Genomic DNA, 26,100 nt, shown 5'->3' with positions numbered 1-26,100 from the left:
GCAACTAATTGGTAAATTCTATCGGCAAGTTTAACCGATAGCCGTAGCCTCGCATTGTTCCCAAGGTACTTTTGGCACAGCCGAGTGCCGCGAGCTTTTTGCGAAGCCGGACAATCCGCACATCAATGGCCTTCCGTGAGCCGTGGTCTAGATCAAGATTTAGAACTTCAGCCATTTCAAACCGCTCTAAGCCACGCGCGCCAGCGATGGATAGACGATGCAAGATAGCCAACTCGCTGGCCGAGATCGAACAGCTTGCTTGGTCAAATCGCATAACCTGAGTAAGCCGATCTACGCACAAACCCACTCGTTGTGCATTTAGTCCTAAATGGCGGTGCGCAACCCGCCGCACAGTCGACAACAGTATAGCTGGGTTTGTTGGCTTCGTGAGATAAATATCAGCACCAAGTTCGTATCCCTTCACGATATCATCATCGCAATCACGCGCAGAAAGAATAATGATCGCGGCTTCAGGATCGCTCTCTCGAATTGATTGCACTAATGAAAAGCCGTCCATTTCAGGTAGGTTTAGGTCAATGATAAAAATGCTCACTGGCATGCTTGTTTCAAAGAAGCTTTCTGCATCCTCGCACTGTAAAACAGTATAGCCATGTTGCTCTAAGAATAGAGCTGTAAACTCTCTTAGATCATCATTATCTTCTACCAAAGCGATCGCAGTCATGGGCACCTCATGTAATCAAGATAGCGCACAACTTGTTGCAAATGCTACACATGCTACATAGCGTTTGTGAGTGATAGGCTCACTACAAACTGGTTATCGCTTTCCTTGACAATGAGATTTGCCCCAAAAGCCTCTGCTAAGGATTTTGCCAGGTATAATCCAAGACCTGTGCCTGGCCGCTTGACGCTGCTTGCATCTCGGTAGTACTTCTCAAAGAGGCGGTTTGGCTCCCGAATTGGACGGCTCAAAAAATTAGTTATGAAAACTTCAATGCGACTATCTAACCTCTCCACTGAAATCATTACCTGTGTTTTGGGCATTTTGTATTTTTCAGCATTTCCAATTAAATTGTTTAAAACAATATATAATGCATTCCAATCAGCATAAACTTTTAAATCTGTGCAATCAACACTCGCAGAACTGTCAAGCGTCTTAACCACTTTGTAAATTAATCCACATAAATCTACTTCTTTTGCCTCCAATGCAAGTGCGCCGCGCTCTATATGCTCCACACGACTAATTTGGCTTAAGGCTGTACTGATACTGTCTGTGGTTTTCTGTAGTAGCTTTTGATCGATACGTCCAACCGCTTTTGCCATCTGTAACGTTGCCAACGGAGTTTTAATTTCATGGGCTAATGTTTCCAACAAGCGCTTCATTTCAGATCTCTTGCTTCCCTCAAGCATCGAAAGCGTTGTTAAATGCTGCGCGTGTAACTCTAGTTTAGTTTTTTCGCGAAAAAGTCGTTGTTGGTACTTCAACATTGCGTAGGCAACGAACCCGCCGGGAACTAGTGCGTAGTTTATAAACATTAGCTCAAAAACGCGTAAATAGTTACTGTTATCAAAATATGTAAGAAAAAGTAAAATAATTAGCGGAAGCGCTTGCAGAGCAAAATACGCGCCTACGGCTGGGCGCGATAGGTAGATCTTCGACGTATCCAGCTCTTGCTGGCGAGGCAGAAGTATCATGATCGCGCCTAAAACCAGAGTTAGTAGCGCGGATGTGTTGTTAACCGCAAGTGCAAGCGAGACCTCTCCCAAGGCAAATAAGCTGAATTTTGCCAAGGTGCTTAATATAATTATACCTAAAAAGCCCTTAACGGCTTTTCTGCAGTAAAGCGTTCGTAGTAATGCAAAATCAAATAATTGAGCGACTGTAATGTAGGCGAGTCCTGAAGCGTTATGCAGTAAGTCCTGTGGTGGAAGGACTTCACCATTAACTAAAAATCGCCACATTCCCGAGTGGACTGAAAGAGTACATACAAACAACGCCAATCGGAGTATAAATGTAAAAAGCAACAGTTGTGGACTGCTTACGGCTGCGCTTGCAGCCCATGCAAAATACAGCAATGTTATTGCGAAAGATAAAGAGAACCAAAACACAGAAGTTGTTGCCATGTTACGTGCTTCACTGGCACGAACGAGCTTAAAAAAAGGGTAAACTACGTTTTGGGATGCAACTCTGATATAGATAGGTGTGTCTAGCTGATGACTGGTAATTTTGACTGAATACCCTTCAGGTATCATACTAATCGGCGATGTATCCCGATCTCCTGCGTTTAGAATTTGTCTATAGCGATCTACTCTGTTTGCAAACACCTGTATATTGTCGATATGGACAGGGGTGATGATCAAATATTGATCGTCAGCCACATCATCTGATTCTACATCGATCCGAAACCAAACTGGCTGATCTTGAAAGCCAAGATTTTTGCCAAGATCGAATTTTGAGAACGTAGCGGCTTCCTGACTTGCAATTTCTTCAATGCCGAAATCACCGATAACGTAGTTGATTTTAATTTGAGCTGTATCGGCCACAGCCACAACTACAGAGAATGACACAAGTAGAAACGTAGCAAAGCTTATGAGTAAGTGCTTTCGAATAACAGCTAGTAGCATCAGAGTTTGCTTTCTCAAGGGGTGAGTAATATTTGTGTTACCCTGCTACGGCCGTATTTGCAAAGTTGCCAAACACTGTGTTTGCGACTATGTTTGAAACACTGTGTTGAACACAGCGTTTGTGGGTATGGTCAAATTGAACCGCATCGCACATTATATAGCACACCGTGATTTTTCGTCTATTAACCATTTAATATCAATGACTTAAAATTAAAACAAGTCTTGAAAATCCTCGTGTCGGTGGTTCGATTCCGCCCCTGGGCACCATTTTTACAAATATATAAAATGGCTGAGCTTTCTTAGAGTTTCACGAAACGTGCTGCACACTCATCGCATAGTTTTGTTGCGCATTTGTGGGCCGAATTACTGCGTTGAACACAATGTTTGTGAGTCGCGGGTTTTGACGCAATGCTTTGGATACAGATAACAAACACCCTGTTTGTGACACGGGTCTTTAAAACAGTTTGCGGAATGGCGTCAGACGTCCAGTCGGGCAGATTACATATGCACTGCCGGCGCCCGAAAGCTCGTCGTTATCGGGCAAGCCTTGTACAAATCTCCGCAAAATTTTGCCAGCCCCGCCGCGCGGACAATACAATTGCTAGATTTATGACGTTAACGCAGCGCATTCAGTCTGCACTTATATCCCAAGCGAAGATTTCTTCCCTGACGCCCAATCAGTTTTTCACAATATCTCGCAAAAGAAAAATACCCCACCACGTCTCTAATGTGGTGGGGTATTCACGTTTTTGAACAAGATTGGGTAACCCCAATGGATAAGAAAGGATTTATCGCAAACCGCGACGGGTCACTAAATCTAAAGATATATGCAGTGCAAGTAAAATAAATAAAAGGATCAAATACGTCAGTTCTGTTGTAGGGATACAGAACATGTCAGGTAAAAATTGCCGTGTTTATTAGGAAGCGTGCTTTCTGATACGGAGCACACTGAGCGTGCCGCGATCAAAACTGTTTGATCTCGAATTCAATGATGCCCTAGTGATATCTCGTATCACAGCGGTGTTGTATTTGATCGACTCATATTCATCGCCTAAAACAACATCAGTTCATTAGGGTCAGGACCCATTAAATGCCTTGATGCTGGTTTGTCGTCATGATTCACGACCACCAATGATTTGGGGGTACGATGAGCAATCTTTACTGGCTGACAGAAGATCAGATGGTGCGGCTACGGTCGTATTTCCCAAAGAGCCGAGGTAAGCCGCGCGTCGATGACAGGCGTGTTTTGAGCGGCATTATCTTCATCAATCGCAATGGGTTACGCTGGTGTGATGCGCCCGTTGCGTATGGGCCACCCAAGACGCTTTATAATCGCTGGAAACGTTGGAGCGATGCAGGTGTATTCGCTCGGATAATGACAGGCTTGGCAGCGGAGGCACCCGACAATAAGACCATCTCGATCGACGCGACTTACCTCAAAGCACACCGCACGGCCTCAAGCCTGCGGCTTAAAAAGGGGGGCGTGGACGCCTAATCGGTGAGACAAAGGGCGGCATGAACACAAAATTGCATGCTGTCACTGACACCAGCGGCCGCCCAATCCGTTTCTTCATCACGGCTGGTCAGGTCAGCGATTATACCGGTGCCATGGCTTTGCTCAGCAGTCTACCGGATGCTGAATGGCTATTGGCGGATCGGGGTTATGATGCAGATTGGTTCCGGGAAGCCTTAGCAGACAGAGGGACTCGTCCCTGCATCCCAGGTCGAAAGTCACGCAACAAGGTCGTCAGATACGACAAGCGTCGCTACAAACGCCGGAACCGCATCGAGCGCATGTTTGGCAGGCTCAAAGACTGGAGACGCGTCTCAACCCGCTATGATCGTTGCCCCAAGGTCTTCCTATCGGCAATCGCTCTCGCCGCAACCGTCATATTCTGGTTATGAGTCCTGACCCTAAGGCCATCGAAACTGAAACTGTTTTCACCAAATTCTCCCGCTTGCATCAATAGAGATCACTTTTCGTTCTATTCTATACAACAGGATACTCAGCTTAAATCGCCAGGTATTGCGCCCGTAGATCACTGTTTTCGAGAACTTCAGCGGCAGATCCATCAAAAACGACTGATCCTGTATCAAGAATTACTGCACGATCAGCCAGCTTGAGAGCGGCGACGGCATTTTGTTCGACGATCACGGTTGTAATGCCTTGATCGCGGATTACGCCTAAAGTCTTTGCGATCTCCTGAACAATGACCGGTGCCAGTCCTTCATAAGGCTCATCCAGCAAAAGAACCTTGATATCGCGCGCGAGTGCCCGCGCGATTGCCAGCATCTGCTGCTCGCCCCCAGACAGCGTTACACCTTCCTGCTTGCGACGTTCACCAAGGCGCGGGAATAGGTCATAAATACGGTCCAGCGACCACCCTTTTGGCGGAGCGATCTGAGCGAGCTGCAAGTTCTCTTCCACGGTCAAGCCCGCGATAATACGACGATCTTCTGGAACAAGTGCAATCCCTGCTGCGGCAGCTTGGTGGCTTTTCATTTCATGCAGGGGTTTGTGATCAAGCCAAATCTCTCCATGTCGCAATTCGGGATTACCAAGCCGCGCTATTGTTCGAAGCGTGGATGTTTTACCTGCGCCATTCCGGCCAAGAAGAGCAAGAATTTCGCCTTCATGGATACTGAAACTTATGTTTTGGACGATATAACTTTCGCCGTAATACGCCTCGACCTCCCACAAACTTAGAAAGGCTGGGCTTGTCGCGGCATTGTTAGCGTGCTTGTTGAAAGGTGCGTTCATGTAATCCTCCGGAAAGGGGTTCGTCTTGTGACGTATCCCTTATACTTGTGCCTCACCAAGATAGGCTTCACGCACCTTCGGGTGCCCTTTGATATTGTCTGGCGTGTCCTCAACGAGGGGCGTGCCTTGTGCAAGCACTGTAATCCGCTCTGCGAGGGAGAATACGACGTTCATATCATGTTCAATAATTGCCATCGTAATACTGCGTTTTTCACGAATCTCTTTCAGCAACGCGATTGTGTTTTGAGTGTCAGCACGCGCCATTCCGGCGGTTGGTTCATCCAAGAGCAGCAAGCGGGGGTTTTGTACCAAGCACATCGCCATTTCGAGGCGTCGCTTGTCGCCGCGGGACAGGCTCGATGCAATCATGTGTCGCTTTTCTAACATGTTTACATCTGCAAGTATTTCTTCGGCCTGTTGTTGAATTGCTTTCTCGGCAAAAATACTTTCGTAGGCGTGCATCCTGAAGGCGCCATCGCGCTTCGCAAAGCAAGGGATCATCACGTTTTCAAACACGCTCAGATCGCCAAAAATCTCGGGCGTCTGAAACACGCGACTGATGCCCATCTGATTAATTTCATGCGGCTGGCGACCCAGTATTGATTGTCCGTCAAACGTGACAGAACCGCTATCTGGAATGAGCTTTCCAACCAAGACGTTCAAAAGTGTCGACTTTCCCGCACCGTTCGGACCGATGATTGCGTGGGTAGTATTTTCCGCGATGCTAAGATTCACGTCATCGAGCGCCTTCAAGCCACCGAACCGCTTGTTTACGCCTTTGATCTCAAGGATGCCCATGTTCAGATTTCCTTATTCGGCCGGTTTTGTTGTGCTGTCTTTTGCGACAACATTTTTCTTGCGACGAAGCCAGCTATCAATCTTCTGTCCACCTTGGATAAGGCCTCCGGGCAAAAAGATTACGACCAACATAAACATTATGCCCAGCGTCAGATGCCACCCCTTGCCAATAAAGGGATAGACAACTGCAACCATAAAATCCTGCAGTCCATCCGGCAAAAAGGCAAACCAACCTTGCAGGATTGACTCGTTGATTTTGGAAATGATGTTCTCGAAGTACTTGATAAAGCCCGCGCCGAGAACTGGCCCAAGCAGCGTCCCCGCACCACCAAGTATCACCATGATTACGATTTCACCTGATGCGGTCCAAAACATGCGTTCTGGGCCAACCTGAGTATCCATTGCCACAAGAAGGCCGCCCGCCAAACCGGCATACATGCCGGAGATTACAAACGCAGCGAGTGTATAAGGCTTTGGCGACAGACCAGCGTAATTCATGCGTTGCTGATTCGACTTGACCGCGCGCAGCATCATGCCGAAGGGCGACCGGAAAATCCTGATTGCGAAGTAGAAGGAAATCAACATCACAACGGCAGCCACATAATACCCGAGGTTAAACGTGAACTGCCACCCAGCTAATTCAAGCTGATAGCTAGAGCCCATACCATATCCAAACAGGTTTGCCCGTCCGATTTCGCCGGCCTCGAGCGCCTTATCAAGCAAAGGCGTATCCGTTGATTTGATCTGCAAGCCAGTCTCACCACCGGTGATTGGTGTTAGTACAGAATAGGCCAGCGAATAAGACATCTGCGCGAATGCAAGAGTAAGGATCGAAAAGTAGATTCCTGAACGGCGCAGTGAAATGTATCCAACGACAAGCGAGAACACGCCCGCCACGATGACCGCAAAAATGATCGACGGGATGATGTTCATCGTGACCAGTTTCATCGACCAGATCGCTGCGTAAGAACCCACACCCAAAAATGCCGCATGCCCGAAGGACAAATAGCCAGTCAATCCGAAGAGGATGTTAAACCCAATCGCAAGGATGCCGAAGATAACAAATCTCTGCATCAGGTCCGGATAGCCCGCATTAAACTGCGACATGGCCGAACCTTCGGGGAAAGGGTTCAAAATGACTGGGGCAAGCAATGCAAGCGCAGCGACGAGCAAAAGTAATTTTCCATCTTTCGATTCCAGACCAAACATCTGATTATTCCTCCATAACACCCTTGCGGCCCATCAATCCCCGTGGACGGGTCAGCAGAATGATGATGGCAACAAGGTAAATGATGATTTGGTTGATGCCTGGAAAGCTCTGAACGATCATCGGCATTGACGCAAAACTTTCTAGGATGCCGAGTAGGAATCCAGCGGCTACCGCACCAGGGAGAGAACCCATTCCCCCGACAACAACAACAACGAAGCTGAGGACAAGAAAGTCCATGCCCATGTGATAGTTGGGCGCGACGATTGGTGCGTACATTACCCCTGCGATACCAGCGACCGCGGCCGCCAATCCGAACATGAACGTAAAGCGCTTGTCGATATCGATACCAAGAAGTCCGACTGTTTCGCGGTCGGCCATACCGGCTCTGACCACCATGCCAAAGGTGGTGAATTGCAGAAAGGCAAACACACCGGCGATAATGACCACGGAAAAGAAGAAATAAATCATGCGCCAATACGGATACATGATCGTCACCGGATCAAACCCCAGCCAGATACCAAAATCGAGGCTGCCGTTGAACGCTGGCGGTGCTGGCGTCTGGATCGGGTTGGCTCCGAAGAAATACTTGATGATTTCCTGAAGCACGATCGCAAGGCCAAAGGTTACAAGTATCTGGTCCGCATGGGGACGTTTATAAAAATGCTTGATCAGACCACGCTCGATAATCAGTCCGATAGTGATCATGACTGGTATGGCGAACAGAATTGACAAAGGAACCGACCACTGGATAATCGACGCCGCCAGATCAGGACCAAGCCAATCCTGGATATATGGTACCTGTAGTTTGAGCGGGTTGCCCAAAAAGTCAGTACGCGTTTCGTCAATTACTTCATGGCTGAACGACAGCAACCGAGAGAAGGTCACGGCGCAGAACGAGCCAAGCATAAACAGCGCTCCATGAGCGAAGTTTACCACGCCCAGAGTGCCGAATATCAGCGTCAGTCCAAGCGCGATAAGCGCATAGGCAGAGCCTTTGTCTAATCCGTTGAGTACTTGTACAATGATCTGGTCCATAGATCAGGTGCCTCGCATGGTGAATAGGCTGGGCTTTTTGACAAAGATCAGGACGCGCGCAGTCAGCCCACACGCGTCCCCTTTGTTTTTTTAAGCGCCGTTGTTACAGTTTCCGAGCGCACCGCCCGCGAACTGTGGATGCTCCGGATCGTAGGTGACTTGGTCGACAGGTGTCACCTCGACGATCTCGACTAGGTCGAACTCGTTTTCTGGGTTTTCCTTGCCGCGCACGACAATAACGTCCTTGAAGCACTGATGATCGGCAGACCGGTACAGTGTTGGGCCGTTGCCCATGCCGTCGAACTCAAAATCGGCAAGTGCTTCGTCGACTGCGCATGGCGCAAAGCTTCCGGCCCGTGTGACCGCATCAGCGTACAGCAGCGTCTGGACGTAGCAGGTATGGGCGGCCTGCGACGGTGGGAAGCCATATTTGGCACCAAACGATTGTACGAAAGCATTCGTACCGCTGTACTTTGATCCGAGCTGGTCTTCGAGCTTCCAATCCCAGTTCTGCGAACCCAGAATCCCGGCAATGTTTGCACCGGCACCGCGCGCCATCAGCTCTGAGTACAACGGAACAACAATCTCAAAGTTCTTGCCGTTGGCTTGTGCATCGCGCAGACCGAATTGTACGGCATTGGTCAACGAGTTGACCATGTTTCCGCCGTAATGGTTCAGAACGAGAATATCTGCACCGGAGTTCAAAACAGGCGCGATATACGATGAAAAGTCAGTCTGCGTCAGCGGCGTCAACACCGTGTTAACAGTTTCCCAACCCATCGCTTCGGTAGAAGACCGGATTGCCTCTTCAGTCGTGTAGCCCCAGTTGTAGTCGGCAGTCAGGTGATATGCCTTGCGATCTTTGCCGTATTGAGCGGCTAGGATTGGTGCCAGTGCAGCACCCGACATATATGAGTTAAAGAAGTGACGGAAACCGTTGGCCTTGCGATCCTTGCCAGTCGTATCGTTCGCATGGGTCAAGCCCGCCATGAACACGATGCCAACCTCTTGGCACAGCGCCTGAACGGCAACAGCTGTCCCCGACGACGAACCGCCGGTGATCATGATTGCGCCGTCTTTCTGGATCATCGACTGCGCAGTCGCGCGTGCAACATCAGACTTGGTTTGGTCGTCGCCAGAAACGTATCTTACTTCCCGACCAAGTATGCCTGTTCCGTCCAGAGCTTTGGACGAAAACGTGTTGAGCATCCCGCCGTCGCCTTGGCCATTAAGATGCTCGACTGCAAGCTGAAGCGCGCGAAGCTCATCGGCCCCTTCGTCAGCATAAGCACCCGTTAGCGGCACCGAAAAACCAAGAGTTACATGGTTTGGGCCAGGCGCATTTGTGAAACCTGCTTCCTGCGCACGCAGGTACGTCGGCAACGCGAGCCCAGCACTGGCGAGAAAACCAGTCTTGAGAACGCCACGACGCGAAAATCGCGAATTGGACATTATTATCCTCCCTGTTGATCAACGCCGGTCGAGCCTCCTCGCTCTTGCGGCATACGCTCCTTAACGCTCGTCCAAGGTCATGATAATTACGCAATCTGGCAATAGATTAATTCACGAAAGATGATTGGTGAAAAAATAATTAACAAAATAAGTTTATGTATTGTCAATTATTTTACAAATTTGCAGACAACATATTGAATTGTATATGAATACAATCGTTGCGTTACCTCCGATTTAGCGACCGCTATAACCAGGCAATCCGGCATGAATGGCAGGACCAATACAGCTTCGAAAGCATCGCGGTGGCTCAGGATCAAGCCACGCAATGGCTGTCGATTTACAACAGCGCCGCCCCAACATGTGCAGCGGCGGCATCATACCTGCCATGAGACTGAAAATGGCGGCGTACGCTTTACAGGTGCGCTCTTTCAAAAATGAGGCGATTACCATCACAGTCGCACTTCAATTTCAGACATCAGCCGGTTAGCTTCTGCTTTTGGTCATGTCGCGTATTTGTGCGGCTATCAAAGACATCATCCCGCCCGGTACGATCTGTTGCAACACCGATCAAAGGCCCTAGATCTGCGTTACGAATAGAGGGCTCGGACGCATCCCAAATGCACTGGCCCTCGCAGCCCATACCCCATGCTCAGAGGAGCATACGATTCATATCAAAGCCGCAAAAAAGCTGTTTATCCTGAGCAAACTCATATGCGTGGGCATCATCGTCGCTTTTCTGGTCGTTACGGGCAGTGCCAGCATGGCACTTGACCGCGATACGCCGTTTGAATCGATCTACGGTGGCACATTAACTTTGTCACAGTGGGAGGGTCAGCCGGTGCTTGTTGTTAATACCGCGTCTTTATGCGCCTTCACCGATCAATATCGCGACCTGCAGGCGCTTTATGACCGCTATCGTGACGCAGGTCTGGTGGTTCTGGCGGTGCCATCGGACGATTTCAATCAAGAACTGGCCAGCAACGCAGAAGTGAAAGAGTTTTGTGAGCTGATCTATGGCCTGGATATGCCCATGACCATAATTACCAGCGTCAAAGGACGCGATGCCCATCCTTTTTATCAGTCGCTGCGCAAGGAGACAGGTTTCACGCCGCGCTGGAATTTCAACAAGGTATTACTTGATGGTGAAGGCAATGTTGTTGACACCTTCCCATCGCAAACAAGTCCTTTGTCAGATGAGATTACAACGCAGATTGATCGCGTTCTGGCTGATTTGTCTGGATAAAGTCAGCACCTACCGGCAGACGGAATTTTGCGGCCTTTATGATTTTCGCGCGATGAAACGAAGCAAGCTATCAAAACATAACGTGTTTGATCGCATCAATGTCGCCATTAGACGACCGCAATCACTATAAAATTTGCAAGCGATATCGCTGCATTCATTTCGCAGGCAGTTCGACCGTAATTTTAATTGATGAATACCACGCTGCAAGACTGCGAATTTCTTCATCGGTCAGCGTTTCAGCAATAATGCTCATCTGCTCGTTTTCACGGCGGCCGTCACGAAAGTCCTGCATTTGTTTAATCAAGTAAAACTCGGTTTGACCGGCAAGGTTCGGATTGTTTGGTGCTGTGCCGATGCCATTTGCGCCGTGACATACTGCGCAGCCACGAGACAAATCACGGCCAGTTGCCGCATCAGCCACTGCCTGATCGGCCAGAGCCAGAAAAACGAGTGTGCCGCAAAGAGCTGCGGAGTAGGGAAATCGCATTTTTGTGTCCTGTTAAATTAGTGGAGTGTACGGGACACCAATGATTGGTGCCCCGTATCGTGGCAGTGCTTTTTAGTTGCTGGCTGCGCCGTCACCTACGTAGGCAATCCGCCAAATTGCACCGGCAAAGTCGTCCGACACCAGCATCGAACCATCGGGCAAAAAGGCGATGTCCATTGGGCGGCCTCTGTATTCACCGGTTTCTTCATTCAACCAGCCATCGGCAAAGACCTCGGTGCCCGCGGCATTGCCGTCTGCATCAAGGCGCGTGAACATGACCGTGGCACCCACCGGATCGGTGCGGTTCCACGAACCGTGCTGCGCAGAGAAAATCCCACCGTGATATGCTTCAGGGAATGAAGACCCTTTGTAGAAGCTCATTCCAAGATCCGCAGCATGAGCCTGCATTTCGACCTGCGGTTCGACAAACTCGACACCCTCTGGCCGCGCGACATTGCGGTAATCGGGGATCTCATAGCGCGCATTTGTCCAAGGGAAGCCAAAGTGTTGACCTGCTTCGGTCTGGCGGTTCAGTTCACCGGGAGGAATATCGTCCCCCAAACCGTCAACCTGGTTGTCAGTCCACCACAAGTCGCCGTTTGCAGGGTTGAAATCATGGCCAACCGAATTGCGGACGCCCCTTGTGAAAACCTCGCGGCCAGTGCCGTCGGTCTTGATCCGGATGATACCACCGATCCCGATCTCATCATACAGCGCTAACTTTTCGACAGGCTGAACATTGTGCGGCTGCCCAAGCGAGATGTAGAGCATACCATCCGGCCCAACACGGCAAACACGGGCGGTGTGGTTAAAGCTTTCCTCTTCAACCGGGATCAGTTCACCTTGTGCTACAACTGTCGACACAGCGACATCAGGACCTTCAAAGAAGAACTCGGCAGCAGGGAATTGGAGAACGCGGTTACGTTCAGCAATGTACAGAAATCCATCAGGCGAAAAGCAAGGCCCGTTTGGAATATCAAAAGCAATTGATGGCGCAAAGTCCATGACCTGATCTGCAACCCGGTCACGGTCACGGTCCACCACCGACCAAACCTTGTCTTTCCGGGTGCCAACAAACACCACGGTTCCTTGAGGCGCCACGGCCATAGACCGCGCGTCAGGCACAACCGCGTAAAGGCTGGCTTCAAATCCGTCGGGCACGTTCACAAAAGGAACAATTTCGTTCAAGGATGCAGCCGTCGCACCACCCTGTTCGATCATTGTAAAGGCTGACGCGGTGCGCTGCATATTTTGCAGAGTGCCCAGATTGTCTTCCTGAGCAGAAGCAGGAATAGCTATTGCAGTTGTCAGCAATAATGCAGCAAAACTTTTCGTATTCATTGATCTCTCTCCCTTTTTTTCGAAATACGGTGACATCGATGCGGTGCAGAAACACGCACGCTGGTTGCTCACAACAGCAATGCATTTTTTATTGAAATCGATTCATGCATTGAAATTGCGTTTCATCCTGAGCATGCCGGGCCCTCCAACCCAAACATGTCCAAATGCATGTCTCTGCACCAATTAGGAGTAAGCTCTGTCGACTCTAGAATCGAACAGGCCCCCTATCGGTAATAAAACCTCACCAATTGCTCAAAGATCAACATATATTTTGAATTTGGTCATTTTTCTTGACCAGAGCTTCGGTAACGCATCCCTGAAAAGGCTGCGGTTCCAGTGTCGCAAAACGCAACAACATGCATCTAGATATATGATTGAACGTCATTTTTTTGCCCATCAGACAGGCAGATCAAGACACAAAATTCATTCGGATGCGGAAAAAAGAATTTGATTATCGTGATCGACAGATGGGCCATGCGATGCCCGTCATTTCCTAGATAGCTGCTTCGTTCAATCAGTGCAGCCCTGCGGCATTGCGTGTCAGGTATGTGCGTCGCGCCATCCATGCGCGTTTCAACTGCTGAAAAACGCATCCTGCGATGGCATTATCGTACAATTGCCGCACCGGTGCTGGCTTGCCGCTCTATCGGTCACGGCGGCACCGGCATAAGACCTGCGCTGACATACCAGTCAGGCAACACGATGTTGGCAACCTCATTGCGCAGATTATCGCTCAGCTTGCGCCTTGCGGTTGGATAACCTGCGCATTGCAAAACGTTTCTGATCTGAAATTAGCAAATATTTCGGTCGTCTCTTTCAGTTCTGGTTTTGATCTTATTCACTGAAAATGGCGGACGTTCCGCGTCCAATTGACGATAAGCTCTCGCGCCTCTTGCGACATCTGAACAGCATTCGGTGGCGGCATTGCATGGCTTACACCGGATTGGAGATATATCTTCTCCGCATGGCGGGCCACATCCTGAGGCGTTTCCAAAAATACGCCTTTGGGTGCCCAACGCATGTTCCCCCACACTGGCTCGCGTGCATGACACATAGAGCAATTGCCGATAACGGCGTTGTAAGCCTCGTCAAAACCGTCGGCCGAGGCAAATCGTTCTTCTTGGGCAGACATTGGCCTTGCCTCTGCATCTTCCCAGCTTTCGTCAATTTTGTAGGTCGATAGCCACGCGATGAGAACCATCAGGATGATTGTTATTGCCCATGTCCAGTGCGGCCCTTTGCCGGTCTTGTGCATGGTGTTGAAGTAATGCCGGATTGTGACCCCAGTCAGAAAAATGAGGCTGGCGATGATCCAGGCATAATGGGTCCCAAACGCAAGCGGGTAATGGTTTGACAGCATCAGGAACACGACCGGAAGGGTCAGGTAATTGTTGTGGGTCGATCGGAGTTTCGCGATTTTTCCATACTTCGCATCCGGCACGCGGCCCGCTTTGAGGTCAGCAACCACGATCCGCTGGTTTGGCATGATCTGGAAAAACACATTGGCTGTCATGATGGTCGCGGTAAAAGCGCCAAGATGTAACAGGGCTGCACGCCCAGTGAATAACTGATTATACCCCCATGACATAAGGACAAGCAGCGCAAACAGAACGAGCATCAATGAGGTTGGTCTGTCACCCAATCTTGACTTGCACATCTGGTCGTAAGCTATCCAGCCAATTGCCAATGAACCGCCCGAAATCAGAATGCCTTGCCACAATGAAAGATTGGCCTTGCTTGGGTCGAGCAGGTACAATTCGCCACCAACCCAATAGATGATCATCAGCAGACCTGCGCCTGATAGCCACGTCGTGTAGCTTTGCCATTTGTGCCAGGTCAAATGTGCAGGCAATTGGGACGGTGCAACCGAATATTTAATGGTGTGATAAAACCCGCCGCCGTGCACTTCCCATTCTTCGCCATACGCGCCGTCCGGCAAATCAGGACTTGGGCAGAGCATCAAATCGAGTGCGATAAAATAGAACGACGCCCCTATCCATGCCATCGCTGTGATGACGTGCAACCAGCGCACAGAAAAACTAATCCAGTCCCACAAGATCAAAAAATCGTACACGCTGCGTCTCCTGCAATTATAGCATGAAGCACGCTAGCCAGATCTGGTTTATTCTGGTATTCCCAGTTAATAGTAAGCAGTATCAAAAAAAACAGAACAATGTCCTACCTTGATAACATCCGCACTTTTGTCCGTGTTTATGAGTTAGGCAGTATGTCTGCCGCGGGACGAGACTTGCGCTTATCCCCTGCAGTGACGTCGTCACGTATTTCCCAATTGGAAGAACATCTTGGCGTACGCTTGTTTCAACGGACAACACGGAATCTGACGCCAACAGAGCAAGGCCAGTCGTTTTATCGCGGCGCGACCGAAATTCTGGAAGCTGTCGAAACCGCTGAGGCAAAAATTGTCAATCTTACCGAAAATCTGAAGGGCTCGCTTTATGTCGCTGCGCCTTTGGGAGTGGGCCGGCGCTTGATCGCGCCGCAGGTGCCAATTTTTCTGAAAGATTACCCCGGCGTTAGCCTGCGACTTCGCCTATCTGACCGAAAGGTTGACCTGACGACGGAAGGGCTCGATTTGGCCTTTTTCCTTGGACAGCCCGTAGACAGCAATCTGCGGATTCGCAAAATTGCTGATGTGCGGCGGATCTTATGCGCATCGCCAGAGTATATTGCACAGCGCGGGATGCCTGAAAATGGCGACGACCTTGTCTCAGGCAGGCATGAATGTCTAAATCTGCGGTTTCCTGGCGCAAAAGAGTTTCAATGGCTATTGTCCACCCCCACCGGGCCACGGCGGTTTCGCGTGTCCGGCAGGTACGAGTCGGATGACGGTGACGTCCTGACAGATTGGGCGATTGCCGGAAACGGGGTTGCAATGAAACCGGTCTTTGAAATTGCAGAGCATTTACAAGCCGGAACCTTAGTGGCGGTTGCCCAACAAAATCCGCCCGAACCCACCCAGATGGCCTGTCTATTTACACATCGCAGGATGCAGGATCCGAAAACACGCTTGTTTATGGAATTTATGATCGGCAGAATCGCGACGTCTATCAAGGCGACAGACCAGCTATATCTGGCAACCTAACTTCCGCGATAAGTGGAATACCCATAGGGCGACAGCAAAAGTGGCACGTGGTAGTGCGAATCTTCGGACATGCCAAAGCGGATTGGAACCGCGTCTAGGAACCGGGGCGCTTCTGGTGCAACGCCAGTGGCGTCAAGATATGCGCCCACGTGAAATACCAGTTCGTATATGCCCGTTGCAAAGTCAGGCGCCGGCAAGATTGGCGCGTCAGTGCGACCATCGTCATTTGTAAAAAGCGTATTGATCAAACTGCGTGTGTTCGCATCCAGGCGGAATAGTTCGATTTTCAAACCCCGTGCTGGGCGCCCAAGTGCGGTATCAAGGACATGGGTGCTAAGATATCCTGCCATCTGGCTGTCTCCTTTGGCGGCTACTGATAATTTGTATGCTGATTAGCGTCACGAACGCAAAGCGCATCAGCAAGACAGTCCTTTTTGCTTTTTTTGAAAATAAAATTTTATTTTATGACTTAGGAATAAGGCATCGATAAGGATTATCCGATGACCCGCTATCCAAGAGACTTGACTGGCTACGGCAACGATTTACCCACCGCGCACTGGCCCGGAGGCGCAAAGATTGCGGTACAGGTTGTGCTGAACTATGAAGAAGGTAGCGAAAACAATATCTTACATGGTAATGACGCATCCGAAGCATTTCTATCAGAGATGACGGGCGCCACACCGTGGCCACGGCAACGCCACTGGAACATGGAATCAATCTATGAATATGGCAGCCGCGCAGGTTTCTGGCGCGTCCATAGCTTGCTCAGGCACCTGCCAATCACGGTTTACGGCGTCGCAACAGCGCTCGCGCGCGCGCCGCAACAGCTCGCTGCCATGCAACAGGCTAGTTGGGAAATCGCAAGCCACGGATTGAAATGGGTTGAGCACAAAGACATGAGTGTCGATGACGAGCGCCTGCAAATCCGCGAAGCGATCCGCCTGCACACCGAAGTAACAGGTCAGCCGCCGCGCGGATGGTACACAGGCCGATGTTCCATGAACACCGTCGCGCTTGCCGCTGAGGAAGGGGATTTCCTCTATATCGCGGATAGTTATGCTGATGATCTGCCGTACTGGATTTCGACAGGCGGAAAAGACCAGCTGATTGTGCCTTATACGATGGATTGCAACGATATGCGTTTCGCAATTCAAGCGGGTTTCACAAATGGAGATCAGTTTGAAAGCTACCTAAAAGACAGTTTCGACATGCTATATGCCGAAGGGCAGACAGGTCAGGCAAAGATGATGTCCATTGGCCTGCATTGTCGGATCATCGGCAGGCCAGGTCGGGCGATGGCTTTGAAGCGGGCGCTTGACTACTTCAAACAACATGACGGCGTTTGGTTCGCCACGCGTGCGCAAATTGCTGATCACTGGATAAAACACCATCCTCCCAAGCGGCACCTGCAACCATCGGCAATGGACAGACAGGTCTTTGTAACAGCTTTTGGCGATGTTTTTGAACATAGTCCGTGGATTGCGGACAAGGCCTATGATCTTGAACTCGGGCCGACGCATGACAACGCTTTGGGCGTTCACAGCGCACTTGCGCGGGTTTTTCGGTCTGCCGGCGAAAAGCAACGTCTTGATGTGTTGATGGCGCACCCTGATCTGGCCGGAAAACTGGCAGCAGCGGGGTCTCTGACCCCTGATAGCACGGCTGAACAGGCTGGGGCCGGGCTTGACATGCTGACCGATGCAGAACGGGCGACTTTCACCATATTAAACGAAACCTATATGTCAAAGTTCGGCTTTCCTTTCATCATTGCCGTGCGTGATAATTCCAAAGCCTCAATCATGGCAGCCTTCCAGCGTCGGATCGACAATGACCGCGCCACTGAATTTGAAGAAGCCTGCCGTCAGGTTGAACGCATCGCCCTTCTGCGCTTGCAACAAAAGTTCGCTCAATGACGGACATCATTTACATTCAACCGTTAACGGCCGCTTCTTTCGCCCCGTTTGGCGATGTCATTGAGGCAAGTGGCCATCCTGACAGAATGATCAATGCCGGGATGTGCAGACGCTTTGATGATTGCGCACAGCTTTCCTTTGCCGATGGCAGGGCGGGTATCAGCGTTTTTGATGCCAAGGTGCGCAAATTGCCCATGACGCTAGACTTGATGGAACGGCATCCAGATGGAAGCCAGGCTTTCTTGCCCATGACCCAGAACCCTTTTCTCGTGGTCGTGGCGCCTGATGAGGATGGCATACCCGGTCGACCAGTCGCATTCGAGACGCAACCAGGACAAGGGGTGAACTATCACCGGAATGTCTGGCACGGGGTGCTTGCGCCGCTGTATGAGCCTGGGCTTTTCGCTGTCGTCGACCGTGTCGGAGCAGGCGCCAACCTCGAGGAACATAGGTTCGCGCATGATATCACAATCATGAAGTGATCAATCATGAAGTGATGATGAAAACGTCGGCGGAGGAGCCGACAGATTGAATTTAGGGGAGGAAACTAAAACAATGTCAAATTCATCCATTGGAACGCCAGAGCAGCTGCGCGATCCGAATTACATGCCACCGCTCACCAAAGCTATCCCGCTTGGCATCCAACATGTCTTGGCGATGTTTGTCGCCAATGTCACACCCGCCATTATCGTCTGCGGTGCTGCTGGGTTCGGCTTTGGGTCCAACAGCCCAGATTTTCCGCAAATGATCTACATGATCCAGATGTGCATGTTCGTTGCAGGCGTGGCCACTTTGTTTCAGACAATTGGCATAGGCCCCGTCGGTGCGCGGTTGCCCATTGTACAAGGGACGTCTTTTGCCTTCATCCCGATCATGGTTCCGCTCGTCGCAGGAAAAGGCGTTGACGCAATCGCCGTTCTGATGGGCGGTATCCTTGTTGGCGGATTGTTTCATGCAGTGCTTGGTCTGTTCATTGGCAGGTTAAGGTTTGCCTTGCCACCGTTGGTCACTGGCCTGGTTGTGACCATGATTGGTCTCGCGCTGGTCAGAGTTGGGATCCAATATGCGGCAGGTGGCGTTCCGGCAATCGGTACGCCTGCTTATGGATCCGGCATTAGCTGGCTGATGGCGGCGACGGTCATCTTCGTGACGTTGGGACTTAAGTTCTTTGCCCGTGGCATGCTATCGGTCTCTGCGGTCTTGCTCGGCCTCTTGGCCGGATATGCATTGGCCTTCGCATTGGGCCAGGTAAACCTTGGCAATATCGGGCGTGCAGCCAATTTTGCCTTCCCAAATCCTTTGCATTTCGGTCTGGAATTTACGTTCGCATCAATCATCGGTTTCTGTGCAATGGCATTCGTGTCGGCGGTTGAAACAGTGGGCGATGTTTCAGGAATTACAAAGGGCGGCGCAGGCCGTGAAGCGACGGATAAAGAAATCCAAGGCGCAACCTATGCAGACGGGCTTGGGACCGCCGTGTCAGGATTGTTTGGCGCTCTCCCCAACACCTCGTTCAGCCAGAATGTCGGCTTGATCGCTATGACAGGCGTGATGAGCCGCGGCGTTGTCACAATCGGTGCGATCTTTTTGATTGCATGCGGGTTGTTGCCAAAAGTTGGTGCGGTCATCTCGTCGATCCCAATTCAGGTTCTGGGCGGTGGCGTGATTGTCATGTTCGGGATGGTGACCGCCGCTGGCATATCGATGCTTTCGGATGTGCATTGGAACCGGCGCAATATGGTTATCTTTGCAGTCGCGATTTCATTGGGCCTTGGCTTGCAGCTAGAGCCGGGCGCTTTGCAACATCTGCCTGAGACGGTATTGGTCCTTGCGACCTCGGGCATTCTGCCTGCTGCAGTGATCGCCATTTTCCTGAACCTTGTGCTGCCACAAACACTCGCAAACGAAGCGACCGAAGAAGTCTCTGGTGGTATGGCCGGCAAAGGCACGGGATCGCTCAAGCAGGAGTGATCCGGCACCTTTCGCAAAAACGGCGTCAGCCAAGATAAGCAAAAGCGGCGTGTCCAAACACGCCGCTTTTCTATTCCAAGGCTGCATTTGACGCGCATCACAACGAGCCAGCATCAAACGCAACACCACAATCCGAAAAAATCTCGCTATCACCTAAATCGTCGCGTCCCAATTCTGTCTTCCGACAAAATCGCCGCCGAACGTCACAAGGTCATATGGCGGTTCACATCCTTGTAAAGCAGATAGCGGAACTGACCCGGCCCACCTGCATAACAGGCCTGAGGACAGAACGCGCGCAACCACATGTAATCGCCTGCCTCGACCTCGACCCAGTCACTGTTCAAACGATACACCGCCTTGCCCTCCAAGACATAAAGCCCGTGCTCCATGACATGCGTCTCAAGGAAAGGAATGACAGCGCCCGGTTCAAATGTCACGATCGTGACGTGCATATCGTGGCGCATGTCCGACGGGTCAACAAACCGCGTTGTCGCCCATTTTCCATCTGTCCCGGCCATTGGCGTTGGCACAATGTCGTTCTCGTTCAATATCAGCACATCTGGCGCATCAAGGCCGCTGACCGCCTCGTAGGCTTTTCTGATCCAATGGAACCGAAGGGTTTGCGAGTGCTGATTGTGCAGACGCCATTTGCGGCCAGCAGGTAGATATGCATAGCCACCGGGCGTTAATTCGTAGATTGCGCCATTTACCTCGAGCGTCGCAGTCCCCTCGACCACGAACAGCACAGTTTCGGCGCGCGGGTCAGTCTCTGGGTTATCTGAACCGCCTCCGTGTTGCACTTCCATGATGTACTGAGAAAACGTTTCCGCGAACCCGCTAAGGGGTCTTGAAAGCACCCACAGACGGGTTTGCGACCAGAATGGCAGAAAGCTCGTTACGATGTCGCGCATCGTCCCCTTGGGGATCACAGCATAGGCGTTTGTGAAAACGGCGCGATCTGTCAGCAGTTGATCCTGCCCAGGTTGACCACCTTGGGGCGCGTAGTATGTTGAAGTCATAATTTTTCCTGAAGGTAAGCGGATAGTGCTGAAATTATGCGCCCCACCACCATCGTAGACCATATACAAAGACGGGACAGGACTGTTCGTACTGATTTGAAAATGCGAAAATATCTTTCCGAGATCGCAGGGTTTGCGCCATTGAAACCTTGGGTTCTTGCGGCGCTGATCCGTCATTAGATGCCGTTTTGCTGCCCCTGCCAAAGTTATGAAACGACAACACTCGTTCGCGGACCAAGCAACGTGTCGCGTTTTGGCAGGCTGCAAAGGTCATGGACGAAGAAGATGATCATTTGTCCACGCAAAAGGCTACCACGATCAGACACGGACAGAGCAGTTCGACGCCTTGTACAAATTCAATCAACGACGGATAAAATGGTTCACGCGCGACCGAGAGATAATAAGGTCTGGAAAGTATGACCAACGAAGGGCCACGAGATGGTTGAACGGGTCGAGATCGCAGTGATCGGCGCAGGCATTATCGGGCTTGGTTGTGCATTCAGACTTGCCCAGGCCGGGCATGAGGTGGCCCTTGTGGACCCACAAGACCCCGGATCGGGTGCCTCTTACGGCAATGCAGGCACAATCGCCGATTACGCCGTGATGCCGGTAGGAAGCCCTGCTGTCCTGCGTGACCTGCCGCGGCTGCTGTTTGATCGCAGCTCGCCACTGGCGATCAGACACGCGGCCATCCTTTCATTGGCGCCTTGGCTGTTGCGGTTCGTCCAGCAAAGTCTGCCTGCCGCGACCGCAAGAAACGCAGCAGCGATCGCACAGCTTGTCATGGATGCCGCAGCTATGTGGCAAGACCTGGCCACCGAGATTGGCGCAGTGGATATTTTGCAGAAACGCGGCGCACTTTATGTCTACGACACCCCAAACGCATTTCGTGCCGCCACACAGGATATGATCCAACGCCGCGCCCTGGGTGTCAGCGTCGATCTTGTCGCGGCCCATGAGATGGCCAGCCTTGAACCCGGCCTGCCGGCCATGCATGGCGGCGCGTTCTTTCCCAAAGCCGTGTTCCTGTCTGATCCGAGCGCCATGGTCCGTCAACTGGCCCGCGCTGTAACCGCACTCGGCGTTGTGCATCAGCGCAGCAGCATCGCGCGGCTGGAGCCACAATCCGACGGAATAAGGCTGACCGGAACCGGCCCTGCCCTTCTCGCCTCGCGCGTGGTGATTGCAGCAGGCGCGCATTCCAAAAATCTGGCGCGGATGGCCGGAGACACTGTCCCACTTGAAACGGAACGCGGCTATCACCTTGAATGGGACATGTCCGCACCACGATTGTCTCGGCCCTGCTGTCCAACGGCACGCGGGTTCTACCTCTGCCCGATGGCAGGGCGTCTGCGGGTCGCAGGGACTGTCGAACTGGGCGGACTGACCGCGCCACCCTCGCCCCACCGCATTAAGCTGTTGGAACAGGGCGCACAGGCGATCTTTCCGGATTTGGGCGCACCCAATCGCAGCTGGATGGGGTTTCGCCCGTCGATACCGGATTCAGTGCCCGTGATCGGAACGGGGCGCGATAGTCGGGTAATCCATGCCTATGGTCATGGCCATATCGGTCTGACGCTTGCGCCTATCACCGCCCAGATGGTCACGGCCTTGGTTCAGGGCGCCCCCCCAGACGCCCGCATTGCGCCCTGCCGACCGGACCGTTTTTAGGCTGTGCATTATCCAATGTGCTGGTCTGAGGTGAAACGCTGATTTGGTTCAGTGCCACCAAACATCTTTTACAAGCGATCTTCGACAAAATGTCCAATTCAGATTGCACGCGCATGCGATCACTCTCATGCGTCACCAAAACTACCGTTTCGCAAGGCGCTGAGAAATACGACAAATGCGTTTTGGTCTGTTTTGGTTATTCTGATTGGCAGATGTGCTTTGCTTTCGGATTTTATGCCGACATGCTAATCACTAAGCCAACAAAGATATTCACGGATAGAAAGCAGATGGAGACCTGCGAATGATTTTAAAAACCACGGCCTTGGCATTCTTGTTGTTAACCCCGGTCATGGCGAACGCTGAACCTGACTTGGACTGCCGGATCAGACTTGAGTTTTCTTCCAATGACACAGGCGCAGTTGCCGATTATATCCTGACATTGCAAATCAAGAATACGCTTGGCCGCGCGATAAGTGGTGTGTCAGTAAACTACTTCGACACTGCGCTAAATCAGCTCGGCAACACTGCATTGGCCTGCCCTGGCGTTTTCGGTGAGGGCATACCGCCAAGCAGCCACGGTGAATGTTGGGCGCAGCTGCAAAAAGTAGACGGCAATCTGCTTGAGAAGTTTGGCACGGAAATGTGGACAGCCATCGTCAACACGCAATTGACCCAGCTGGAAAGCATCCGGAAATGCAAAGTACTGGGCTTCGCCTACTAACGCCGCGATGCTCAAAGCAGCCCCACAGCCTCACTGAGGTGATCCTATTTTTCAATGATCTCTCGTTTTGCAGTCAAACTGCGCGGATGCACCGCTGGCGGGCGTTGTGGGTTATCGCCGCACTGAATATACGTTTGTCCTTTAGTTATTCATTTCGGTTCGCAACCATGATGGCCGTGATGTATAATCTAAGTGGCACAATTGATATTTTGTTTTTTCCAGATAAGAATGTTGGCGCGCTGACCCTCTGTATCCATTGGTATTGCTTTATGCCAACATGATCATAATCGGTGTTTTGGGGGCGATGCGTTTCCTTCATTAGCCAAGGAAAGCGCGTTTAATTCAGGTCAGGACACTGCCACCCCTACCTTCGCATGATACGTCGAAGACCCGTTATTGCGGAAGGCATCAACCGGATCACTCCGCCACAACAGAATGAAAAATCATGGTCTGGGTCGATCAGTATCACAACCACTAGCCATTCAGGCACAGCTGATTGATCCCGACCAAAGACGCAAAAACAAAATCACATTCTCGGATTGCGTCTGACAGCGGGCCTTTGGCGGCGTCACAATCATATTGGGGGCCCCCGAAAGGGCCCCGCAAAGCAGCGCGAAGAGACACTCAGTTTAAGTCGACCGACCAGAAGAACGTTTCGCCAGAACTATCATCGACGCCATCGTTATCGGTTGATACCCAAGCGGTGCCGTCTGGAAAGATTGCCAATCCTTCGACCTTGTCCACGATGTAGCCATTGTAGGTCGCCAGATCAGGGATCAGGTCGCGGACCACCTCTTTGGTAACGACGGGCAGCGTGCCACCCAAGGCGGCGGGAACCAACTCGTTCACAGCAACGCGGGTGATCTGTTTGACTGCCGCCTGCGCACCAATCTGGTTGTCGCGTTCGATCAGGTAGACATAATCACCGTGCGCGGTGATTTCAGACAGCCCGATCCAGCCGTTTTCGGTATCATCTACCGGATAGGTGACCGCGCCCCATTCTTCGGTTTCAAGGTTGTAAGACACCAGTTTTGCGTCGTTACCCATATCATCCTTCCAATTACGCTGAAGCGCGATCCACAGCGTGTTGCCGACTTGTGTAATACCTTCGGCACCAAAACGTGTTTCAACGGCCAAAAGTTCGGCAGGAAATGCAATTTCCTTCTCGATCTCACCATCAGCTTTCACATGATAAAGCCCATGCGGGATCATCCGGTCCGTGCGCCCTTCTGAGGCCAGCCAAAACCCACCTTCGCCATCAGTTGTGATGCCTTCGATGTCCAGTTTCTGTGCCGGGACACCACCGCGTGTAATATCCAGTGCTGCGGTGATCCGTGCAGGTACCTGCGTTGTGTCGATAGTGAAAATCTGTGGCTGAAAGCCATAAAAGCTGTCGTTGACCGCATAAACGATGCCATTTTCGCCAGCGACCATACCCGAAATCGCACCCCAGCCGATCAGTTCATCCGCACCGGCAGACGTCAGCGTCGGATAGGCAGCTGGTGCCGCCTGATATTCGAAAATCATGACATGCGACCGCGCGCCACCGTCTTCGACCAAATCGAGTTCATTCGCTGTGACCAGCAAATTACGCGCAGGTATCGCAACCGCCCCTTCAGGCGAGATCCCCGAAGGCAGCAATTGTGTCAACACCGGGTTTGCAGGCTCGGTCATGTCATAAACACCGACAAGTGACGCGCGCTCTGCTAGCAGGAACATAAAAGGTGTGTCGCCGAATGTCGCGATTTCCATGCCTTCAGGCTCGACACCTTTTGCGTCCGACCTTTTGTCGGGATAGTGGCCCGCCGCGACCGCAGCATATTCGAACGATATGCCACTGTCGTAAACCAGCGTGCCATCTTTGTGGAACACTGTGAAACCGCGTGTGCCGCCGTCCATGTCGCCTTCGTTGGCGATGGCGATGTGGTTGTCATCGATCCACTGCACAGCATCGGGTTCGCGCGGCACATCTTGCACGCTTTGTGTAAATATCAGGGCAGCGCGTTCGTCAGTCGCGTCGATCCCTTCAAGATCAACTGTGCCTGCGCTGAAATGGTTCAGCAGCGTGCCATCAGCGGCGACGATGGCGATATGGTTGTTTTCCTGCAAGGTCACAGCAACCTCGCCAAGGGCGTTGATATCGGTGAATTCCGGTTCTGGATCGGCCGCGCCGATCTCGGCCAGGCCGGTCAGGTCGGTCCGGCGCAAAGTTGCGCAATCCAGCGTGCCATCGACCACATCAATCATGGTCAGAAAGCCCGCTGGCATCTGGCCAACGCGGCCATCGCCGGCGTCTTCGTCACGTTCATTTTCGATCGCAACCGCGATAAAGCTGCCGTCCTTGGCCGCGGCTGTGCTGTCAGGCTGGCCACCCAGATCGCATTCAGCGATAATCGCACCGGTCGCAAGATCCACGGCCTTGAGCACGCCAGACGGCGCAGTATAACTTTCCGAGGTGTTCACGCCAACATAGGCTGTATTGCCAATAACCGACACCGCCGTCGGCTCGCCGCCCATGTCGATATTGCCTTTGGGCTGGGGATTGGCGGGGTCGGCAATGTCGATCAAGCCAATCACGCCTAATGGGCTATCAGAATAGACAATAGTCATGCCATCGTCAGAGGCCGAAATAATCTCGGACGAACTTTCCGCCATGTTGTCGGCATTGTTCAGCATCGTCGCAAAAGAAGCGATGCGATTGAACGCCATATCTTGTGCGCTTGCTGTGCCAGCAGCCAATGCAAGGGCAGATGTGATCAATGAAAGCCTTCTAGACATCTTTATTTTCCTAC

At 51.5% G+C, this 26,100-nt stretch carries 21 protein-coding genes and 1 pseudogene; 8 read left to right on the top strand and 14 right to left on the bottom strand.

The genetic code is table 11. The features are described 5' to 3' along the window. Positions 1-4: 4 nt before the first annotated feature. Positions 5-682: a response regulator gene (locus ACPF9B_RS02665; RefSeq protein ID WP_424179041.1), complete on the bottom strand. Its 678-nt coding sequence runs from the start codon at positions 680-682 to the stop codon at positions 5-7. Between the two features lie 53 nt (positions 683-735). Next, positions 736-2,583, bottom strand: a complete 1,848-nt coding sequence (locus tag ACPF9B_RS02660; protein ID WP_424179039.1) for an ATP-binding protein — start codon at positions 2,581-2,583, stop codon at positions 736-738. Between the two features lie 1,147 nt (positions 2,584-3,730). Between ACPF9B_RS02660 and ACPF9B_RS02655 the strand changes: the two genes are divergently transcribed. Beyond that, positions 3,731-4,488, top strand: a protein-coding gene (locus tag ACPF9B_RS02655; RefSeq protein WP_424176587.1) for an IS5 family transposase whose coding sequence is annotated in 2 segments (ribosomal slippage) — positions 3,731-4,055 and positions 4,055-4,488 — 759 coding nt in all. Because the reading frame shifts where the segments join, the coding sequence is not laid out codon by codon here. 106 nt (positions 4,489-4,594) lie between these two features. Here ACPF9B_RS02655 and ACPF9B_RS02650 read toward each other — a convergent pair. From ACPF9B_RS02650 to ACPF9B_RS02625, 6 genes and pseudogenes are all read right to left on the bottom strand, one after another. Continuing rightward, positions 4,595-5,344 carry an ABC transporter ATP-binding protein gene (locus ACPF9B_RS02650; RefSeq protein ID WP_040482848.1) on the bottom strand — a complete coding sequence of 250 codons (750 nt, stop codon included), beginning with the start codon at positions 5,342-5,344 and terminating at the stop codon, positions 4,595-4,597. 39 nt (positions 5,345-5,383) lie between these two features. Continuing rightward, positions 5,384-5,518 carry a hypothetical protein gene (locus ACPF9B_RS02645; protein WP_373412707.1) on the bottom strand — a complete coding sequence of 45 codons (135 nt, stop codon included), beginning with the start codon at positions 5,516-5,518 and terminating at the stop codon, positions 5,384-5,386. A 153-nt stretch (positions 5,519-5,671) separates the two neighbouring features. After that, a pseudogene (locus ACPF9B_RS02640) lies at positions 5,672-6,040 on the bottom strand (ATP-binding cassette domain-containing protein); the annotation flags it as partial. A gap of 114 nt (positions 6,041-6,154) precedes the next feature. After that, positions 6,155-7,351, bottom strand: coding sequence for a branched-chain amino acid ABC transporter permease (locus ACPF9B_RS02635; protein ID WP_424179036.1), 1,197 nt, complete (start codon positions 7,349-7,351; stop codon positions 6,155-6,157). A gap of 4 nt (positions 7,352-7,355) precedes the next feature. Beyond that, a complete protein-coding gene (locus ACPF9B_RS02630) occupies positions 7,356-8,387 on the bottom strand; it encodes a branched-chain amino acid ABC transporter permease (protein ID WP_424179034.1) in 1,032 nt (343 codons plus the stop codon). Between the two features lie 90 nt (positions 8,388-8,477). Continuing rightward, on the bottom strand, positions 8,478-9,839 hold the full coding sequence (locus ACPF9B_RS02625) for a substrate-binding protein (RefSeq protein WP_040482849.1): 1,362 nt from the start codon (positions 9,837-9,839) through the stop codon (positions 8,478-8,480). A 760-nt stretch (positions 9,840-10,599) separates the two neighbouring features. Between ACPF9B_RS02625 and ACPF9B_RS02620 the strand changes: the two genes are divergently transcribed. Then, positions 10,600-11,082: a glutathione peroxidase gene (locus ACPF9B_RS02620; protein WP_424180324.1), complete on the top strand. Its 483-nt coding sequence runs from the start codon at positions 10,600-10,602 to the stop codon at positions 11,080-11,082. A 154-nt stretch (positions 11,083-11,236) separates the two neighbouring features. On the opposite strand, the gene ACPF9B_RS02615 is transcribed toward ACPF9B_RS02620, so the two are convergent. The 3 genes from ACPF9B_RS02615 to ACPF9B_RS02605 all read right to left on the bottom strand — a co-directional run bounded on the left by ACPF9B_RS02615 (position 11,237) and on the right by ACPF9B_RS02605 (position 14,984). Further along, positions 11,237-11,569 (bottom strand): c-type cytochrome, encoded by a 333-nt coding sequence (locus ACPF9B_RS02615; RefSeq protein WP_007205536.1) that lies wholly within the window; start codon positions 11,567-11,569, stop codon positions 11,237-11,239. A 72-nt stretch (positions 11,570-11,641) separates the two neighbouring features. After that, on the bottom strand, positions 11,642-12,910 hold the full coding sequence (locus ACPF9B_RS02610; RefSeq protein ID WP_424179031.1) for a PQQ-dependent sugar dehydrogenase: 1,269 nt from the start codon (positions 12,908-12,910) through the stop codon (positions 11,642-11,644). A gap of 838 nt (positions 12,911-13,748) precedes the next feature. Then, a complete protein-coding gene (locus tag ACPF9B_RS02605) occupies positions 13,749-14,984 on the bottom strand; it encodes a urate hydroxylase PuuD (RefSeq protein ID WP_424179029.1) in 1,236 nt (411 codons plus the stop codon). 99 nt (positions 14,985-15,083) lie between these two features. On the opposite strand from ACPF9B_RS02605, the gene ACPF9B_RS02600 reads away from it, so the two are divergent. Further along, positions 15,084-16,013: a LysR family transcriptional regulator gene (locus ACPF9B_RS02600; protein WP_040482853.1), complete on the top strand. Its 930-nt coding sequence runs from the start codon at positions 15,084-15,086 to the stop codon at positions 16,011-16,013. Here ACPF9B_RS02600 and uraH read toward each other — a convergent pair. Then, the gene (gene uraH, locus ACPF9B_RS02595; protein ID WP_424179026.1) at positions 16,010-16,363 is read right to left on the bottom strand and encodes a hydroxyisourate hydrolase; all 354 of its coding nucleotides are present in this window, start codon (positions 16,361-16,363) and stop codon (positions 16,010-16,012) included. The genes ACPF9B_RS02600 and uraH overlap by 4 nt on opposite strands. A 150-nt stretch (positions 16,364-16,513) precedes the next feature. Between uraH and puuE the strand changes: the two genes are divergently transcribed. The 3 genes from puuE (at position 16,514) to ACPF9B_RS02580 (ending at position 19,897) form a co-directional block, all read left to right on the top strand. Beyond that, positions 16,514-17,926 carry an allantoinase PuuE gene (gene puuE, locus ACPF9B_RS02590; RefSeq protein WP_424179024.1) on the top strand — a complete coding sequence of 471 codons (1,413 nt, stop codon included), beginning with the start codon at positions 16,514-16,516 and terminating at the stop codon, positions 17,924-17,926. Next, positions 17,923-18,408, top strand: a complete 486-nt coding sequence (locus tag ACPF9B_RS02585; RefSeq protein ID WP_007205543.1) for an ureidoglycolate lyase — start codon at positions 17,923-17,925, stop codon at positions 18,406-18,408. The genes puuE and ACPF9B_RS02585 overlap by 4 nt, the downstream gene beginning before the upstream one ends. A 73-nt stretch (positions 18,409-18,481) precedes the next feature. Further along, entirely contained in the window at positions 18,482-19,897 is a 1,416-nt protein-coding gene (locus ACPF9B_RS02580; protein ID WP_040482854.1) for a uracil-xanthine permease family protein, read from the top strand. A 203-nt stretch (positions 19,898-20,100) separates the two neighbouring features. Here ACPF9B_RS02580 and ACPF9B_RS02575 read toward each other — a convergent pair whose 3' ends face one another. Further along, entirely contained in the window at positions 20,101-20,916 is an 816-nt protein-coding gene (locus ACPF9B_RS02575; RefSeq protein WP_424180322.1) for a bifunctional allantoicase/(S)-ureidoglycine aminohydrolase, read from the bottom strand. Between the two features lie 438 nt (positions 20,917-21,354). On the opposite strand from ACPF9B_RS02575, the gene ACPF9B_RS02570 reads away from it, so the two are divergent. Both ACPF9B_RS02570 and ACPF9B_RS02565 read left to right on the top strand, forming a co-directional pair. Next, complete coding sequence (locus tag ACPF9B_RS02570; protein WP_424179022.1) at positions 21,355-22,587, top strand: NAD(P)/FAD-dependent oxidoreductase; 1,233 nt, start codon at positions 21,355-21,357, stop codon at positions 22,585-22,587. A gap of 301 nt (positions 22,588-22,888) precedes the next feature. Then, entirely contained in the window at positions 22,889-23,308 is a 420-nt protein-coding gene (locus tag ACPF9B_RS02565; RefSeq protein WP_007205548.1) for a hypothetical protein, read from the top strand. A gap of 624 nt (positions 23,309-23,932) precedes the next feature. Here the strand turns inward: ACPF9B_RS02565 and ACPF9B_RS02560 are convergent. After that, positions 23,933-26,086: an esterase-like activity of phytase family protein gene (locus ACPF9B_RS02560; RefSeq protein ID WP_424179020.1), complete on the bottom strand. Its 2,154-nt coding sequence runs from the start codon at positions 26,084-26,086 to the stop codon at positions 23,933-23,935. Positions 26,087-26,100 lie beyond the last annotated feature (14 nt).

It is taken from the genome of Yoonia sp. TsM2_T14_4, from assembly GCF_049602355.1.
GTDB lineage: Bacteria > Pseudomonadota > Alphaproteobacteria > Rhodobacterales > Rhodobacteraceae > Yoonia > Yoonia vestfoldensis_A.
Note: the sequence above shows the minus strand (reverse complement) of the source record. Positions and strands in the feature narration are given on the sequence as shown.

Excerpts from the sequence above, each read along its gene's own strand:
- ACPF9B_RS02600 (WP_040482853.1), top strand. The coding sequence starts at position 15,084 with ATGTCCTACCTTGATAACATCCGCACTTTTGTCCGTGTTTATGAGTTA.
- ACPF9B_RS02570 (WP_424179022.1), top strand. The coding sequence starts at position 21,355 with ATGGTTGAACGGGTCGAGATCGCAGTGATCGGCGCAGGCATTATCGGG.
- ACPF9B_RS02610 (WP_424179031.1), bottom strand. The coding sequence starts at position 12,910 with ATGAATACGAAAAGTTTTGCTGCATTATTGCTGACAACTGCAATAGCT.
- ACPF9B_RS02630 (WP_424179034.1), bottom strand. The coding sequence starts at position 8,387 with ATGGACCAGATCATTGTACAAGTACTCAACGGATTAGACAAAGGCTCT.
- ACPF9B_RS02645 (WP_373412707.1), bottom strand. The coding sequence starts at position 5,518 with ATGAACGTCGTATTCTCCCTCGCAGAGCGGATTACAGTGCTTGCACAA.
- ACPF9B_RS02620 (WP_424180324.1), top strand. The coding sequence starts at position 10,600 with ATGGCACTTGACCGCGATACGCCGTTTGAATCGATCTACGGTGGCACA.
- ACPF9B_RS02560 (WP_424179020.1), bottom strand. The coding sequence starts at position 26,086 with ATGTCTAGAAGGCTTTCATTGATCACATCTGCCCTTGCATTGGCTGCT.
- ACPF9B_RS02575 (WP_424180322.1), bottom strand. The coding sequence starts at position 20,916 with ATGACTTCAACATACTACGCGCCCCAAGGTGGTCAACCTGGGCAGGAT.
- ACPF9B_RS02660 (WP_424179039.1), bottom strand. The coding sequence starts at position 2,583 with ATGCTACTAGCTGTTATTCGAAAGCACTTACTCATAAGCTTTGCTACG.
- ACPF9B_RS02615 (WP_007205536.1), bottom strand. The coding sequence starts at position 11,569 with ATGCGATTTCCCTACTCCGCAGCTCTTTGCGGCACACTCGTTTTTCTG.
- ACPF9B_RS02565 (WP_007205548.1), top strand. The coding sequence starts at position 22,889 with ATGATTTTAAAAACCACGGCCTTGGCATTCTTGTTGTTAACCCCGGTC.
- ACPF9B_RS02635 (WP_424179036.1), bottom strand. The coding sequence starts at position 7,351 with ATGTTTGGTCTGGAATCGAAAGATGGAAAATTACTTTTGCTCGTCGCT.
- uraH (WP_424179026.1), bottom strand. The coding sequence starts at position 16,363 with ATGGCAGGATATCTTAGCACCCATGTCCTTGATACCGCACTTGGGCGC.
- ACPF9B_RS02585 (WP_007205543.1), top strand. The coding sequence starts at position 17,923 with ATGACGGACATCATTTACATTCAACCGTTAACGGCCGCTTCTTTCGCC.
- ACPF9B_RS02580 (WP_040482854.1), top strand. The coding sequence starts at position 18,482 with ATGTCAAATTCATCCATTGGAACGCCAGAGCAGCTGCGCGATCCGAAT.
- ACPF9B_RS02625 (WP_040482849.1), bottom strand. The coding sequence starts at position 9,839 with ATGTCCAATTCGCGATTTTCGCGTCGTGGCGTTCTCAAGACTGGTTTT.
- ACPF9B_RS02650 (WP_040482848.1), bottom strand. The coding sequence starts at position 5,344 with ATGAACGCACCTTTCAACAAGCACGCTAACAATGCCGCGACAAGCCCA.
- ACPF9B_RS02665 (WP_424179041.1), bottom strand. The coding sequence starts at position 682 with ATGACTGCGATCGCTTTGGTAGAAGATAATGATGATCTAAGAGAGTTT.
- puuE (WP_424179024.1), top strand. The coding sequence starts at position 16,514 with ATGACCCGCTATCCAAGAGACTTGACTGGCTACGGCAACGATTTACCC.